The organism is Kitasatospora sp. NPDC101108 (assembly GCF_055584725.1).
Map to the genome: position 1 here is coordinate 521,815 of NZ_JBVJLM010000004.1, position 14,888 is coordinate 536,702.

The 14,888-nt window shown below is 69.7% G+C and carries 11 protein-coding genes and 2 pseudogenes; 7 read left to right on the forward strand and 6 right to left on the reverse strand.

All coding sequences use genetic code 11. The annotated features are described in order from the left end of the window. Positions 1 to 153: 153 nt before the first annotated feature. The gene (locus tag ACZ6Z8_RS13325) at positions 154 to 1,002 is read right to left on the reverse strand and encodes a helix-turn-helix transcriptional regulator (protein WP_465609113.1); all 849 of its coding nucleotides are present in this window, start codon (positions 1,000 to 1,002) and stop codon (positions 154 to 156) included. Positions 1,003 to 1,140: 138 nt separating this feature from the next. Here ACZ6Z8_RS13325 and ACZ6Z8_RS13330 point away from each other — a divergent pair, with 138 nt between their 5' ends. Then, complete coding sequence (locus ACZ6Z8_RS13330) at positions 1,141 to 1,920, forward strand: NAD(P)H-dependent oxidoreductase (RefSeq protein WP_465609114.1); 780 nt, start codon at positions 1,141 to 1,143, stop codon at positions 1,918 to 1,920. An 89-nt stretch (positions 1,921 to 2,009) separates the two neighbouring features. On the opposite strand, the pseudogene ACZ6Z8_RS13335 reads toward ACZ6Z8_RS13330, so the two are convergent. Together ACZ6Z8_RS13335 and ACZ6Z8_RS13340 are read right to left on the reverse strand one after the other, a co-directional pair. Continuing rightward, positions 2,010 to 2,336: pseudogene (locus tag ACZ6Z8_RS13335) on the reverse strand (transposase); the annotation flags it as partial. Positions 2,337 to 3,731: 1,395 nt separating this feature from the next. Next, positions 3,732 to 4,004, reverse strand: coding sequence for a hypothetical protein (locus ACZ6Z8_RS13340; RefSeq protein ID WP_465609116.1), 273 nt, complete (start codon positions 4,002 to 4,004; stop codon positions 3,732 to 3,734). 906 nt (positions 4,005 to 4,910) lie between these two features. Between ACZ6Z8_RS13340 and ACZ6Z8_RS13345 the strand changes: the two genes are divergently transcribed. The 3 genes from ACZ6Z8_RS13345 (at position 4,911) to ACZ6Z8_RS13355 (ending at position 8,207) form a co-directional block, all read left to right on the forward strand. Next, the gene (locus ACZ6Z8_RS13345; RefSeq protein WP_465609117.1) at positions 4,911 to 5,729 is read left to right on the forward strand and encodes a DUF1963 domain-containing protein; all 819 of its coding nucleotides are present in this window, start codon (positions 4,911 to 4,913) and stop codon (positions 5,727 to 5,729) included. 687 nt (positions 5,730 to 6,416) lie between these two features. Then, a complete protein-coding gene (locus ACZ6Z8_RS13350) occupies positions 6,417 to 7,583 on the forward strand; it encodes an oxygenase MpaB family protein (protein ID WP_465609119.1) in 1,167 nt (388 codons plus the stop codon). A 366-nt stretch (positions 7,584 to 7,949) separates the two neighbouring features. Next, a complete protein-coding gene (locus ACZ6Z8_RS13355) occupies positions 7,950 to 8,207 on the forward strand; it encodes a hypothetical protein (RefSeq protein ID WP_465609121.1) in 258 nt (85 codons plus the stop codon). A 398-nt stretch (positions 8,208 to 8,605) separates the two neighbouring features. Here ACZ6Z8_RS13355 and ACZ6Z8_RS13360 read toward each other — a convergent pair whose 3' ends face one another. The 3 genes and pseudogenes from ACZ6Z8_RS13360 to ACZ6Z8_RS13370 form a co-directional block, all read right to left on the reverse strand. Next, positions 8,606 to 9,805: a hypothetical protein gene (locus ACZ6Z8_RS13360; RefSeq protein ID WP_465609123.1), complete on the reverse strand. Its 1,200-nt coding sequence runs from the start codon at positions 9,803 to 9,805 to the stop codon at positions 8,606 to 8,608. A 422-nt stretch (positions 9,806 to 10,227) separates the two neighbouring features. Beyond that, a pseudogene (locus ACZ6Z8_RS13365) lies at positions 10,228 to 10,461 on the reverse strand (transposase); the annotation flags it as partial. Between the two features lie 118 nt (positions 10,462 to 10,579). Beyond that, complete coding sequence (locus tag ACZ6Z8_RS13370) at positions 10,580 to 11,086, reverse strand: DinB family protein (RefSeq protein ID WP_465609124.1); 507 nt, start codon at positions 11,084 to 11,086, stop codon at positions 10,580 to 10,582. A gap of 520 nt (positions 11,087 to 11,606) precedes the next feature. On the opposite strand from ACZ6Z8_RS13370, the gene ACZ6Z8_RS13375 reads away from it, so the two are divergent. The 3 genes from ACZ6Z8_RS13375 to ACZ6Z8_RS13385 all read left to right on the forward strand — a co-directional run bounded on the left by ACZ6Z8_RS13375 (position 11,607) and on the right by ACZ6Z8_RS13385 (position 14,453). Continuing rightward, the gene (locus ACZ6Z8_RS13375) at positions 11,607 to 11,936 is read left to right on the forward strand and encodes a hypothetical protein (RefSeq protein ID WP_465609125.1); all 330 of its coding nucleotides are present in this window, start codon (positions 11,607 to 11,609) and stop codon (positions 11,934 to 11,936) included. 392 nt (positions 11,937 to 12,328) lie between these two features. Further along, entirely contained in the window at positions 12,329 to 13,351 is a 1,023-nt protein-coding gene (locus ACZ6Z8_RS13380; RefSeq protein WP_465609127.1) for a polyprenyl synthetase family protein, read from the forward strand. 43 nt (positions 13,352 to 13,394) lie between these two features. Next, the gene (locus ACZ6Z8_RS13385) at positions 13,395 to 14,453 is read left to right on the forward strand and encodes a terpene synthase family protein (RefSeq protein ID WP_465609129.1); all 1,059 of its coding nucleotides are present in this window, start codon (positions 13,395 to 13,397) and stop codon (positions 14,451 to 14,453) included. Positions 14,454 to 14,888: the final 435 nt, after the last annotated feature.

The window sequence follows — 14,888 nt, forward strand, 5'->3', positions numbered from 1 at the left end:
CACCCCGCCGCGCACAGAAATCGAACTGTCCAGCAGACACGACAGCGGCCGGCACCACCCCACCTTCTCGCGTGTCGTAAGAAGCGTGTCTTCGGCCGCCGGGGGCAGGTCGTCACTGTGTTGCGCTCCCAGTGGTGGGTGGGCGTTGTTGGGTTACTCGCGGATCTGGGCGGTCACTGGGGGATGCGCGTCACCGCTGTCCGCGCCCAGGCCCGCGAGCAGGCGCAGTCCGTCCTCGGCGGGGCTGCCGGGGGCCGCGGACAGCACCAGCAGCTCCATGCCCGATTCGTCCGGCAGGGTGAAGTTCTCGTGGTGCAGTTCCAGCAGTCCCACCAGGGGGTGCCGGTACGTCTTGCTCGCCTGTGTGCGGGCGCGCACGTCCGCGCGGGCCCAGAGGCGGCGGAAGCGTTCGCTGCTCATCGCCAGCTCGCCGATGAGCGAGGCCAGGCGGGGGTCCTCGGGGTATTTGCCGGCGGCCAGGCGCAGGTGCCCGACCACGTCGAGGGTGCAGTTCTCCCAGTCCGCGTAGAGACCGTGCTCGGCCTCGTCGAGGAAGAGGTGCCGGGCGATGTTCAGGCCCGGTATCGGCCGGCCGTAGAGGAGCTCGGCGAGGCGGTTCCCAGCGACCGCGCCCAGGCGGTGATCCATGATCAGCGCGGGTGCGCCGGCGACCAGGTCGAGGACGCGCAGCAGCTCCGGCCGAAGTCGCCCGCCCGGCGCCTTCGCGCGGCGGCGGCGCTGCCGGGCCAGCCGGTAGAGGTGCCCGCGCTCGGTCTCGTCGAGGCCGAGGACGCGGGCGAGCGCGTCGAGGACCTGCTCGGAGGGCTGGGTCGCGCGGCCCTGCTCCAGGCGTACGTAGTAGTCGACGCTGACGCCGGACAGGTGCGCGACCTCTTCGCGGCGCAGCCCTTCGACTCGGCGGCGGCTGTCGGTGGGGATACCGACGATCGCCGGGTCGACCCGGGAACGCCGAGTCCGCAGGAAGCCCGCAAGATCGTCCATGCGCCCAGTATGGCCTCGGCTGTGCTTGTGAGGGTGGTCCTGCCGTTACCAGGAAGTCCCGTCCGACGGAAGAGGAGCCCCTGAACGCCGAGCGCCGCGGCGCCCAGGATCGAAGGCATCCGATCCGAAGGAGTTCCCATGAAGACGCTGATCGTCCACGCCCACCCGGAGCCGAAGTCGCTCAACAGCTCGTTGAAGGACCTCGCGGTGTCCACCTTGGAGCACGCCGGGCACGAGGTGCGGGTGAGCGACCTGTACGCGATGAACTGGAAGGCCGTCGTGGACGCCGCGGACTACGGTCCCCACGCCTCAAGTCCGTTGAAGGTCGCCCTGGACTCGGGCCGGGCCTTCGATGCCGGCACGCTCACCCCGGACGTCCGCGCCGAGCAGGAGAAGCTGCTGTGGGCCGATACGATCATCTTCCAGTTCCCGCTGTGGTGGTACACGATGCCCGCGATCCTCAAGGGCTGGGTCGACCGGGTGTTCACCTACCGCTTCGCGTACGGCGTCGGCGAGCACAGCGACACCAAGTACGGTGAGCGCTTCGGCGAAGGCACCCTCGCGGGCCGCAAGGCCCTGCTGTCGGTGACCGCCGGTGGCCCGCAGTCGCACTATGCCGCCCGCGGGATCAACGGCCCCATCGACGATCTGCTGTTCCCGATCCACCACGGCATCCTCTACTACCCGGGCATCGAGGTGCTGCCGCCGTTCGTGCTGTACGGAACCGACCGGATGACCGCCGAGGACTACCCGAACGTCGCCAAGGCCTGGGAGCAGCGCCTGCTCACCCTGGAGTCGACCGAGCCGATTGCGTTCCGGCGGCAGAACTTCGGTGACTACGAGATCCCCTCGCTGAACCTGAAGCAGGGTCTGGAGCCCGCGGGCCGCACGGGTTTCGGGCTGCACGTACGCGGCTAACCGCCAGCGGCGGAACAGGCCGAGCCGGGGCGCGAACCCGAGAGCAGTACGAGGGCCGTGACGGCAGTGGCGGCCAGTTACTGAGGTTTTCAGGGCGGAGTCGATGGGGTGAGTAACAGCCCGGTGCCGGCCAGGCATCCCTCGATGAGGGATGCCTGGAGCTGGATGTGTCGCAGGCCTCGGCGGAGGGTGCGGGTGAGGTGGTCAGCGTCGGTGAAGGCGGTGTTCGCCATCGGGCCGCGCCGCAGGAGCGACCAGAGGCCTTCGACCGGGTTGAGGTCCGGCGCGTACGAGGGCAACTGGAAGACGGTGAGCCAGTCGTGCTCGGTTGCGTACCGCTTCATTCCGGCGGCCAGGTGTGTGTTCAAGTTGTCCCACACCAGGACGACGGGGTCGCCGAGTTGAATGTGCCAGCGTGCTGCTCATTCTCGTGAACATCGAACAGTCGCCGATCAGGGTGCCTCCGGAAGCGGTGTGCAGGTGCTGTCCGTTCTCGTGGACAAAGCCACCCGTCGGTAGCGCCGGCAGGCCTTCGGTCCAGTGGTGAGGAGGTCGCCATGGGAGCCCGGGACGACGTAGAGCGTCTACGGCAGCAGGCCGCCCTGATCGTCGCGTGCGCGGACGAGTTGGAGCCGGGGTACCCCTGCCCGTGGTGTGGCGAGGGCACGTTGCACTTTCGGGACGACCCGCCCGGGTTGGACTGGTGCACGTTCTGCCACTGGGACCCACCGGAACCACCGGAAGAGGGCTGACCAGCGAGACGGAGCGCCGGCACGCACCGGGGCCTTGGCGCGCTGTCCGGCCCCGGGGAGTGCCGCCCAGAGCCCGCGCGGTCCGGGAACGGCCCTTCCCGGGCCTCCCGATGCAGCTCCTGATGTAGCTCCCGATGTGGCTCCTGATGCCAGCACCCCCGCCTCGGGCGCGGGGTGGCATTTGCGCAGCTCACAGGGCCAACCAAGGTGGCCGGAAAAGCCGACATCCCTCTCTGCGCGCCCCTGTCCTCCTGGTGGTGGGGGTGGGTGGTGGTGCGCCGTCGGGTCCGGGGTGGCCTGCGGCGCTGGCTGGCGGCCCTGCCCGGCGGCCTGGCGGCCTTCGTGGCCGCCCGGCTGCGCCACCGGGGACGGCCCGGTGTTCGGCGGGGTGGTGCGTCGTTGAACCCGGGCATCGCTAGCCCGGCCCGGCCCACCGGACGCCACCGCCGGACGTGAGCCGTCCATCCCGTCGGCTGGTTGCCCGCGCACAAGGACCAGGCTGTTCGGCCAGGGGTTCGGCTCGTGGTTCGGTACGGGATCCGGCTGGGGGTTCGGTTCGCGGTGCGGTTCGGCCACCCGCCGCCCGTCCCGCTTGCTGCCTGTTGGCGCTGCTCATCGGGGGTGATGGGCCGGACTCACCACTTCGACTTACCTTCCTGGGGCCCCTGCCTGGTGGTTGTGGTGGGTGGGTTGGGGGCGTTGGTCGGTGTGGCCGGGCGCTGCGCTGTGCTCTTGTTCTCGCGTCCGGCTGGTGCCGGCCGCTCGTGTGGGTGGGGTGAGGCGGGCGGCGGTGGCGGTCAGGCGGGCTCTGGGGGTGGTGGCCACAGGAGGCGGACTTTGCCGTAGCGGGCGCGGGCGGCGTCTGCGCTGAGTCCGAGCGCCTCGCCGCTCGTGGCCCAGGTGCTGCCCGTTTCGCGGTCGGCGATGCTGGCGTGGCCTGGCCACCCGCTACGAGAAGACCGCCGCCGTCTTCCGGGCCGGACTCCACGTCGCGGGCATCTTCATCTGGTCCGCTCGGTGACCGAAAGAAAGGACCGGCCGCAACGATGCCCGGCTTGGTCACCGGGACCGGTGGTGGTTCCAGGTGCTCATGACACGGTCGTACAGGTAGGCACAGGCCTCCTCCTCGGCGTCGAAGACCGCGACGTCGAACTGCTCACCGCGCTCGAAGTGCTCGATGTACCAGCGGTCGTCGAGCGCCTGGACCAGCACCGGCACACTTTCCGGGATGAACACGAAGGACCTCAGGTCCCGGGTGTTGATGCCGTACCAGGCATCGGGGACCCCCTCTTCACGTAGGGCCGCCAGGAGCTGGTGACGATTCATGTGCACGCCGTCCCGTCCTCGTCGAGGAGACACCTGCCGTGCAGACTCCCTCACAATTTGCTCGTCGCGATGCTACCTGCGCCCGCGTCGTAGCCCACGGCCCACCCGTAGCGGTTGAACAGCCGGGTCCGCCCCCGAAGTCGGCCCCTCCGATGGTCCGCCCGTTGATCCCAAAGAAAGGATCTAGTGCAAGGGTGTGACCTGCGCGGGGTCCGCTCAGTGTTTTTGGTGTGTTGTGGGGTTTTTGCCCGTGTTTGGTTGGACCAATGTGGGCCGGCCCCGGTCTCGGCTTCCACCTCTTTCGTGTCCGCGCTCGTTGATTGTGATCAGACGTGGTGTGTCTGAGCTGGGGTTAATCAGATAGGTGATTGGTGCTTGTCCGTCGGGATTGCCCGGGGAGTGGCTGCTGTGTCGGTGTTCTGACCTGGTGTTGGTCAGTTGTATTGAGTGTTGGGCAGATGGACTGGGCGCGGATATGGCGGCGACAGGGGTACTGCGCGGCGCCGCTTCGTGGCCTGGATGTGCGTGGTCATCCGCTGGGTGGTGCGTCCTTGCTCTCGGGGGCTCGGTGCAGTCCGTCGAGGATGTGGGCACGTGGGAGTCGCGGTTCCAGATGGTCATGGCACGGGGGATGAGTGGGTACCGGACCGCGCTCGGTCTGCTCCGGGAAGCAGGAGTCCAGGGCGGCGGGGCCGACGGTCCGCCCAACGCCACCGTGCTCATCGGCCATGCGACCGCCCAGAAGGGCTGGTCTCGCAAGGGGGCTCCACCCGGGCGGCCGGGCCGCGCAGTGGCTACGACGTGGACCGCGCTGGCACCGAACTCAGCGGCATCCGCGAGGCGCTGGACCGGGCCTGATGAGGTGGGGAATCCGGATGCGACGGGTGGGTCGTCGCGGGTACCGTCCGCGGGGTGACCCGCCGAACCCCGCCGCGTCCCGTGGACGTCGAGGAGTTGTTCCCCGAGCTCGCCTGCTTCCGCCGGGAGACCGTACGGCTGCACCCGCGCGTGGGCCGGCCGACCCCTGGTGACAGCTCGGTCGGTGGCCCGCTGCTGTGGCCGCTGCGGGAGCCGTGGCCGCGGTGCCCCCGGCACCCGGGTTCGCCGATGGCCGCTGTCGTCCAGCTGCACCGCGCGGACCTGCCGGACCAGGTGCCGGTGTCCTTCCCGGTGGGCCGGGACCTGCTCCAGGTGCTCTGGTGCCCGCGGCCGCACGAGGGCGGGTGGGTGGTTCCACTGGTCCGCTGGCGGACCGCGGGGGAGGTGGGCGAGGTGTGCCAGGCCCCGCCCGCGCCCGCCGACGCCGTACCCGGGCAGGTGCCGCGCCCGTGTTCCGTGCACCCGGAGACGGTCACGGAGTACCCGAGCTGGGACCTGCCGGACCGGCTCTGGGACGCACTGGAGGACCGCTTCGAGCGGTTGGAGCAGCGGACCGGCTGGAACTACCAGGACCACCTCTCCACCGCGCCGGGCACCAAGCTGGGCGGATACCCCGGCTGGTGTCAGGAACCCCAGTGGCCCGGCTGCCGGGGCTGTGGGGCCCCGATGGACCACCTGCTCACGGTGGAGAGCATCGAGGAGTACGGCCCCCGGCAGGCCTGGACCCCGGTCGAGGACCGCGACCGTCACCCGGCAGGCGCGGGCTTGCGCCTCGGGGACCTGAGCGGGGTCTACCTGTTCGAGTGCCGTACCTGCCCGGACCGTCCATTCACCCTTCGCTACGACAGCTGAGCCCGGGGGATTCAGCGTGTTCTTGCCGAGGCGGGCCTGCGGCGTCTGCGCAGGGGCTCGGCGTGGCGGCCGGGTGGCGTGCCTCGCCGTCCTGGGCCCCTTGTCTGGTGGTGGTTGTGGTGGGTGGGTTGGGGCGTTGGTCGGTGTGTCGGGTCGCTGCGCTGGTTTCCGGGGGCCGGGATCGGCGGCCTTTCCGGGCCTTCGGTGTGGTCGAGACGGTCAGCCGCTTCCGGGGTCGGACGGCGTCGGTTGTGGTCTGTCCGTACCCCTGGTTCCTCTGTTCAGCTGTGTGACCTGGTGCGGCGGGTCGGGCGGTGCGGGGCCGGGGTGGTCGGGTTGGTCGAGGGTGTCGGGAGTTGCTGGGGTCGGGCCGGCCGTTGCGCGCGGGATCGGCGGGGGCGGGTCTGCCGGGGTTGTGCGGATGCTTGTGTCCCGCTTGCTGCCTGTTTGTGCTGCTCATCGGGGGTGATGGGCCGAACTCCCCGCCTCGACTTACCTTCCTGGGCCCCTGTCCGGTGGTGGTTAACGATTCCTCTTGTGCGCCTGTGTTGCGTCCCTGGGTTTGCTTCTTCCTCCCCCTTTCGGGTCGTTCGTTCACGGACAGCGGAGGGAATGATCATCTTGGCGCGCCGGGCGTTTTGTTCGGGCGGTGCCGTACCCCGTACGCGCATCGAGAGGAGCAGTGCTGTGCCCTTGACCGAGGAGACTGTGGAAGCCGAGCTGGAGGCCGCGAACCTGGAGGGCGATCCGGCTGCGGACGCGCTGGTGTCCGACCTCATCGACAACAGGGAGGTCGACGGCGTCAACGGGCTTTTCCGGACCATCGGAACGCTCAAGCCGCACATGCCCATGGAGGAGCTGTCCAGCCTGCCCGAGCGGCTCGCGCAGTTCCTGCACGACGCCTCCGAGGAGCCGCCGGGCTGGAGCGGGGCCGACGTCAAGGCGGCGGAGGGCTTCTTCGCCCACCACCACGGCGTGGCCTCCATGCTGCAGGGCACTGTGGGGCTGATCGGCACCTACCTGTCCCCGACCGGGGCCTACACGCTGCGCTCGACCGGGAAACTGGGCGGGGTGGACGGTCCGGGCCGCCGTCTGTCGCAGTCCTCGCGGTTGTTCATCGGCATGGGTGACAAGGACGCCCTGCGCAACGGCACCCTGGCGGCCACCGTGACCAAGGTGCGCCTGGTCCACGCCTCCGTCCGTCAGCTGCACAAGAAGAGCGGGCAGTGGGACTACGCCAAGTGGGGCGAGCCGGTCCCGCAGAAGTACACGACCGGCGCCATCTGCGTCTTCAGTGTGCAGGTCCTGGAGGCGATGAAGAACCTCGGCGTCCATGTGACGCCGGACGACGCGCAGGGCTTCGTGGGTGCCTGGTACTACATCAACCACTACCTCGGCACCCCGGAGAAGTGGCTGATCCCCAAGGACGCCGAGATGACGGACCGCGTATGGAAGCGGGTGCGTGACAAGGAATGGAAGCAGACCGAGGACTGCACCTTCATGACCGCGCAGGCCCTGAAGTTCTACAAGGAGCAGATTCTCCCGCCCGGCTTCTACGAGCCGTTCGTCGCCATGGTCCGGGCCGCGTTCACCGACAAGTACGCCGACATGGCCGGCATCCCCAAGAGCCTCGTCGACATCGCGGCCAAGCCCACCGCGGCCCTGCACGGCATCTTCAGCAGCACCGTCGGCGGACTCGGCGGCGACAGCGCCAAGCAGGTGGTCGGGGTCAACCCCTACGACGAGATCCTCGGCGTGGCATCGAAGGCGTTCAACAAGGTCGAGCTCTACGCCCTGACCCACGACAAGGACGACCAGCCCCAGATGCACCAGGAACTCCACGACAACCGCTGAGGCCCCAGCCCGTTCCGGAGTAGCCCCCCAGCGGCTGAGCGCCGTGCCGATCGGTGTCCAGCACGGGCCGCTCAGCGAGGGACCCGAATCCGGGCGCCAGCGCGTGCTGCCGCGAAGCACCGACCGGCACGGTACCCGTCCGCGACGCCGCAGCCCTCACCGCGGGCTGACCGGCAGCTACCACCGCGGCCCGCCCCCGCAGGGGCGGGCCGCCGGCATCTCGGGCGGCCACGGATCGAATGCCCGAACGAGTGGTGTTCACAGGGCTGGGTGACGTCATGGCCGCAGAGCCCTCAGCGTCCGGGGAAACAATCGCTCAGACGGTCCGGCATGCCCGCCGGGCGACACAGGAAGAAGGAAGAGCACATGCCCACGTACGACACCGAGATCTCCACCGGCGGGGGCGACTGGCAGGCGGATCAGCCCCTCACTCTCCATATCGCCCACCGCGACAACGCCGTCGCCCCCGACGCAGCACCCGAAACGGGAACCACCGTGACGTGGAGCAGCCCCAACTCGGGCAACGGCAGCGTCACCTTCTTCGACAACGGCACAAGGTTCGAGGGCACCGCACAGTTCTCGAACGAGGACCCGGTCGCCTACCGGGGCACACTGGCCGACTGACCGGCGCTCTCCACGGGGAACCCCGCGGCCGCCGGCGCCAGGGCTGGCTGGTGCCGGCGCCCGCCTGGGAGGTCGGGCCGACGAGTCCATGCTGTCCATGGCCCTCCACCTATGCGACCAGGAGATGAGCCTGTGCGACATCGCCAAACGGCTCGTCATCACCACCGGAGCGAAGAAGGGCCAGCACCCGTCACCCGCCACCGTCATGCGGATGCTGCGCGAAATACGACGAACAGGCCGCGACAGCAGCAAGCACGTGATCACCCCGCCGTTCTGCGGCTGGTGTGGAGGAAGGGGCGGCCCGGATCTGGCTGGGCACGGGCATCGGCAAGACCCACCACCGCTGACTGCGTGGTCCTCGATGCCGAGGGGAGGAATCTGTGTCGGCTATGGGTTCATCAGGAGGTGGGCTCGTTCCAGGTGAGAAGAATGTAGCCGTTACCGCCTGGTTGGCCGTTGGTTCCGGTCAGCCCGCTGTGGCCGTTCTGTCCGATGTTCTCGGGCAGGTACTCGCTGTGGGCGCCGCGCGCTCCGGTACCTCCATCGCCGCCTCGGCCTCCGGATCCTCCGGCGCCGCCTTGGCCGACGTCTCCGGGGAGTGTGATGGTGCCGGGGACGGGGGTACCTTCCTTCCCGCCAGTACCCCCGATGCCGCCGGTGCCTGCCTGCCCGCCCTTGGCGGGCACGCCGGGGTCGAACTGGTCACCGTTGCCGCCTTGCCCGCCGGCCGTACCCTGGCTTCCCGCGGTGCCCTGTCCGGCCGGGACCGGCGGATCCCAGTCCTTGTCCTGGACGGAGCGGCCGAACTCCGCGCTGCCGTTCGGACCGGGCCGGCTGGCCGTGCCGCCCTGGCCGGGCTGTCCTCCGTCTCCACCTCGGAGCAGGAATGCCGGTGGCAGCTGGCCGATCGGGTCTACGCCGGAGTCGCACTTGGGCCCGGTGTCTCCGGGGCAGCCTCCCTGACCTCCCTTGCCGCCGCCGCTGGCCTTGGCGCCCGATCCTCCGCTGACGTAGACGAGCCGGCCCGCGTAGTCGTCGCTGACTCCGGAGCTGCTGCCGTGCCCGCCGTCCGCGGGGTTGTAGGCGTCCTGGCCCGCCATACCGGCGCTGTTCCTGCCGCCGACGCCGCCTGCGGCGTCCGCGGTGTTGGCAGCGCCGCCCTTGCCGCCCGTCCCGACGAAGATTCTCAGTTTCTGGCCGGGCTTGACCGTGATGCGGCCGGTGCCGTACGTGCCGCCTCCGCCACCGGTCCCACCGGCTCCGCCACCACCGCCGGCTCCGCCACCGCCACCACCGTGCCGGATACCCTTGACGATCCCGGGCGAGGTGAACGTGCCGCCGCCACCACCGCCTCCGCCCCCGGTCGCCCCGCCCGCTCCGCCGCCGCCTGCGCCCCACACACGTGCGGTGATACTGGTGACTCCCTCGGGCACTGTGAAGTCGGTATCTCCCGTGGTCGTGAACGCCGCCTGGCACACGCCCTGGTCACACGACACTCCGGCAGGCTTGGCGGCCGCTGCGGAGGACGGCAGTGCAGCTGTGGTCGCCGCCAGCAGTGGCACGGTGAGCAGAGCACCAAACACGGTCTTCAAGGACAACTCCATCGCGGTAAGGGCGGAGTGGGCATCAGCAGCCGGTCCAGACGTCGGTCCAGGGTCGAAGGGTCCGGGCGGCTGTGCTTGCGGCACCGGAGAAGGCCTCGCAGGGGTGGGCGGCAGCCGGCCAGTCGTTCGCCAGGGTCCTTCGGTAGCTGCTGCCCGACCCCCTGCCTGGGCTGGTCCACGTGACGGTGCAAGTTCACACCATGTTCGTGTGCACTCGTTCATCCGCGCCTGAGATCAGGTCGCAGAGCGGAGAATCACTCGGTCGGCCGCGCCTTGTTCGCCCAGTGCGCCGAGACCATCGCGGCCGCACCCGAAATTCAGCGAGGTACGCCAGACGTGGCCGCCGTTGGGTCCGATGCAGATCACGCTGCCTCGGTCACGGGCTGGCCGTTCGCCCGCACCCAAGGCAGCGTGATCTCGGGGATCTTCGCCATGATGGCCTTCGCCGGGAACTTATCCGCGGGTGTGATGACTTGGTGGGTGCTGGAGACCGCCATGACGTAGCCGGTGCGGCGGTTTTCGAGTGCGGCCCGCAGGTGGGGGTTGTCGCCGTAGACCTCGTCGCCCGCGACCCATCGGGCGGGTGTGCCCGCGTCGAGTGCCCGGGCGATCATCTGAGCCGCTAGCGCGGGCTTGGTCGCGAAGGCTGTGACCTGCGGCCACCGCATGATCTTCGTTTGTCGACACAACTCACGGTGATCAACGGTGGCCGTCCCCGTCTACGCACCGGAATCCTCGACAGGCCGCTGACCAGAGCTCCTTGCCCGCCTACTCCCCGGTGGTCCCGTCGATGCGCTCGCGGAGCAGATCAGCGTGACCGTTGTGGCGCGAGTACTCCTCGATCATGTGCGTGATGATGTAGCGAAGCGTGAAGACCTCGTCGCGCCAGTGCACGGTGGTGTCGAGCGACTCTGCGGCGTCAACCGTGGCACGTGACCGCGCGCACTCCTCCTCCCAGACCCTGAATGCCTCCTCCGGATCGGCGGAGTCCACGTCGAACTCGGCGAAGTGGTCGGGAGCCTGGCAGGGCCAATGTGCCGGGGTGGTCTCGCCGTTCACCACGTTCCGGAACCAGCTCCGCTCGACCTCGGCCATGTGCCGGACCAGTCCGAGCAGAGACAGTGCCGAGGGGGGAACAGCTCGTTGCCTGAGCTGTTCGGCCGTCAGCCCCGCGCACTTCCACGACAGGGTCTCGCGCTGGTATTGGAGAAAGCCGGTCAGCGACGCCCGGTCGTCGGCCACCCGCGAGGGCTCGGTCCGCTTGTGATCATCCATCGGCCCATCATGCCAAGCACGGTCCGAACCAGACGATTCGATTTCGGCTCGGGACGCTCTCTCCGCACCACCTCTGACCAACCACATCACGATCTACGGCTGGAGTATTTTCCGTCCAGCCCGTCCGCCGCGGGCATGCCGCGCCGTCGGGGTGGTGCGCGTCACGGGCAATGGGGATGCGACGCGCACCGGATGGTGATCCTGTCAGGCCGGGTGTCGGCGGCCCTGTCCGGGGGCGGCTGGTCGGTGCCCGGGGCCGCCGTCCTGGTCGCGGGCCGCCCGCTGGGTCGGGTCCGTCCTGCTCCGTGCCGTGCTGCTCGCCGCCGTCCGCGCCGCTGCCCTGGCCGCCGTCCCGACTCTTGCTCGCCGCAGGCCGTCGGACGGGAGATCTTCCCGTGCGGGGGCGTGAGCTCCGCCCTGTGGGCCGGAAATTCGACGGCCGACACGTCTCCCTGATGTGGCAACAACGGCCGGCTTGGCGTGGCATCGTGTGCTCCAACGTCAGGTGAGAGGGAAGCATGTGACCGCCGAGCAGCAGCCGATGGCCGACGAGGGCCTGAGCGGCACCCCGATCCCGCAGATCCCGACCGTGATCCGGCTGCGGGAGGTGCCGTCAGCGGCCGAGGCCCGTGAGAAACTCCTGCAGGCCATTGCTGCGGAAGCCCAGGCCATCACCGAAAAGGGTCTTGGGCAGGCGTCTGGCGCACTTGCCGAACTGGCCCGCGCGTACGCCTTGGTGGTCTCTGGCACCGCGGCATCGCCGATGCCCTCTGGCGTCGCCGGGGACGCAGGTCTGCAGATGCGCGCGGGCGGGCACCAAGTCGGCCTGTGCCTCGAGCTGGAGCCGTAGGGGCATCGTCCACCATCGCGCACCAACGGTGTGACGGGCGCCCCACCCCGACTGTATGCGGACCCCGATCGACTTCCAACGGGCTGCGCTTCCACCGGCACGAGTCCGGCAACGTGTCGGTGCGCGCGATCGCCGAAATCGCCGCGCAGGCGGGCTTCACCGTGCCCGGGAGCACCGTTCGGCGAATCCTCCCCGAGTAGAAGGTCGCTCCCCGCCTGGGACCAGGCCGAGGCGATCAAGCCGGTGGAGCAGCCGGTGAAACGCAGTCTCGGGAGTGCCGGGTCCTTGAAGGAGTGCTTCGAGCGCCGGTCCTTTGCGCCCCCTTCTGGTGTCGCGGACACCTCATTCTGAAGTCGGATGTGCCCCTTGCCGTGTCACGAAGTGGAGCCTGCGTGGCTGACATACCGCGTGACTGCACGACGATCCTCGCCCAGACCGCTGCGGTCCTCGGACCGCTGATCCGCTCACGCGTCGGTAGCCTTCCCTCGGAGATACGCCATCTCGCCGGTCTCCATTTCGACTGGGGGAGCGACGGCACCATCGCCGTCCAGCCGACGGCTGCGCCCAAGTCACTGCGTCCGGCCCTGGTCCTGCTGGCCTGCCGGGCCGCGGGCGGCGACGAGGAGGCCGCCTGGCCGGCCGCGGTGGCGGTGGAACTGGTCCACAACGCCAGTCTTCTGCACGACGACGTCATCGACCAGGACCCGCTGCGCCGTGGCCGGCCCGCCCTGTGGGCGGCCAAGGGCGTGCCCGCGGCGATACTGGCCGGCGATGCCCTGTTCTTCGCCGCCGTGCAGACCGTGACCGAGGCACCGGGGGCAGGCCGTACCGTCCCGGTCCTGCTCGCCGCCGTTCAGGCCCTGATCGAAGGCGAATACCTGGACACCCTCCTGGAGTCGGGCACCGACGTGAGCGTGGAGCGGGTGCTGGCCGTAGCGGCAGGTAAGACCGGCGAACTCCTTGCCTGCGCGTGCGAGCTCGGTGCCATCGCCGGCGGCGCGGACGCGGTTCGTGCCGGCCATCTGCGGGCGTTCGGCCGCCACCTGGGCATCGCATTCCAGTGCGTGGACGACGTCCTCGGCATCTGGGGCGAGGAGAAAGTCACGGGCAAGCCCACCCGGTCCGACCTGCGCTCACGCAAGGTCACCTTCCCGGTGGCCGCCGCGATGGCCGGCCATACCGCGCAGACCGAGGAGCTGCGTTGCCTCTACCGCCGCGACGCCCCGCTCGACGACGAGGAGTGCCTGCGCGCGGCCGACCTGATCGAGCAGACCGGCGCCAGGAGCGGGACTCTGGCCCGGGCCCGGCGTCATACCGCTGACGGCCTGCACCGCCTCGCCCTGGCCACCCCGGACCCGGTCGCCGAGGCCGAGCTCACCGCCCTTGCGGACTTGCTGATCCGACGCGACCACTGACACCCCACCCCGGCTCCAAGCCGCACGATCCGAAGGTATGCCGATGACCGCTTCCCGCCTGTCCGACGGGTTTTTGACGTTCTGGCTTCCCATCGAGCACGAGGTGGGACCGAACCTGGAACAGCTGACCGCCGACTGCATCGCCTGGTGCAGGAAGTACGACCTCGGCGGCGATGCCGAGCTCGCCCTCATGTACGGGATGACAGGGGTTACCGTGACCGCCCACCTGTTCCCCCACACTCCCCGGGGCCTCCAGCAGTCCCTGTCGGACTACAACGCCTGGGCCTTCGCCATCAACGACCTCGTCGTCCCCGAGGTCGGATCGGTGCGGACCTGCGATATCGTGCGCGACATCAACCGCCTGGCCCACCTGGCCCGCTTGCCCCACTCGTGGCGTGGCGACGCCACCGCGATGGAGTCCGCCCTCAGCGACTGCCTTCTGCGGATTCGCGCTCACATGTCGGACAGCCAGTACGAACGCTTCATCCTGGCCCAGGAAAGCTGGTTGCAGTCCATGCTGTGGGAAACCGCCCTGCGTGAGCGCGGTACCGCACCCAGCGTCAACGAGTACCTCGCCATGCGCCTGGGCGCCGGCGGCGTGTGCGCCACCCGCGGCTACCTCTACGCGGTGGAGGACATCGAACCCACCGCCCAGGAAATGGCCGCCCCCGCCGTCACCGCAGCGGCCCAGGCAGCCCTCCTGGCCGCCACCATCGACAACGACCGCTACTCCCACTTCAAGGAAGCCGCGCTCGGCCAGGACAAGTACACCCTCTTCACCGTCCTACACGCCGAGAACCCGGGCATGAACTCCCACGAGTGCATGCAGGCGGCCGTCGCCATCCGAGACCGGATCCTTGCCCTCTACCTGCGCCTGCGCGACCAGATCCTGCCCGACGCCAGCCCCCAGTTGCGTCGGTACTTCACCGGTGTCGACCGCGTCGTCAGCGGCAACATCGGCCTGGCCGGCGCCGCGATACGCTACATCGACCCGGCAGCAGCCGACGCGCTTCACCGTACCGACACCGCGCCCCCCGGCATCGTCACCGAGGAGCCCCTGCCCTACCCCACCATCGCCTCCTGGTGGGACCACCTGAGGTGATCCGGCGCCGGCCGACGGACCCCGCCCCCCGAGCCGGGGAACCGAGTCGGCGCACGGGTCGCCGGCACGACCCGCGGGCAGACCTCGGAACTCCTCAGCGGAACTCCGTGCCCGGGCTGGCGGCTGACAGCCCGGGGGCCGTCACCAGGGCCAGTATCGCCGCAGTCCGCACCCGGGCAGCTCCTGCACCTGGACGTGCTCCGACCGCCTTCTGGGCCTCCCACCGCCGCATGGCCACGGCCAACTGGTTGGGCACCTCGGCCAGAGGCCCCGACACCGCCTGATCGAGCGACCCCGCCGCGTGCATCGACCGCCGCGGCCGGCGGTTCGCTGATTTCAGGCCACTTTCTCCCGTTGTGCTCACACGCTGAGTTGGAGTCGATACGTTGCGTGAGGGCTCTGTTTGGGGTCGAACCGTTGACGGAAGGATTTCCG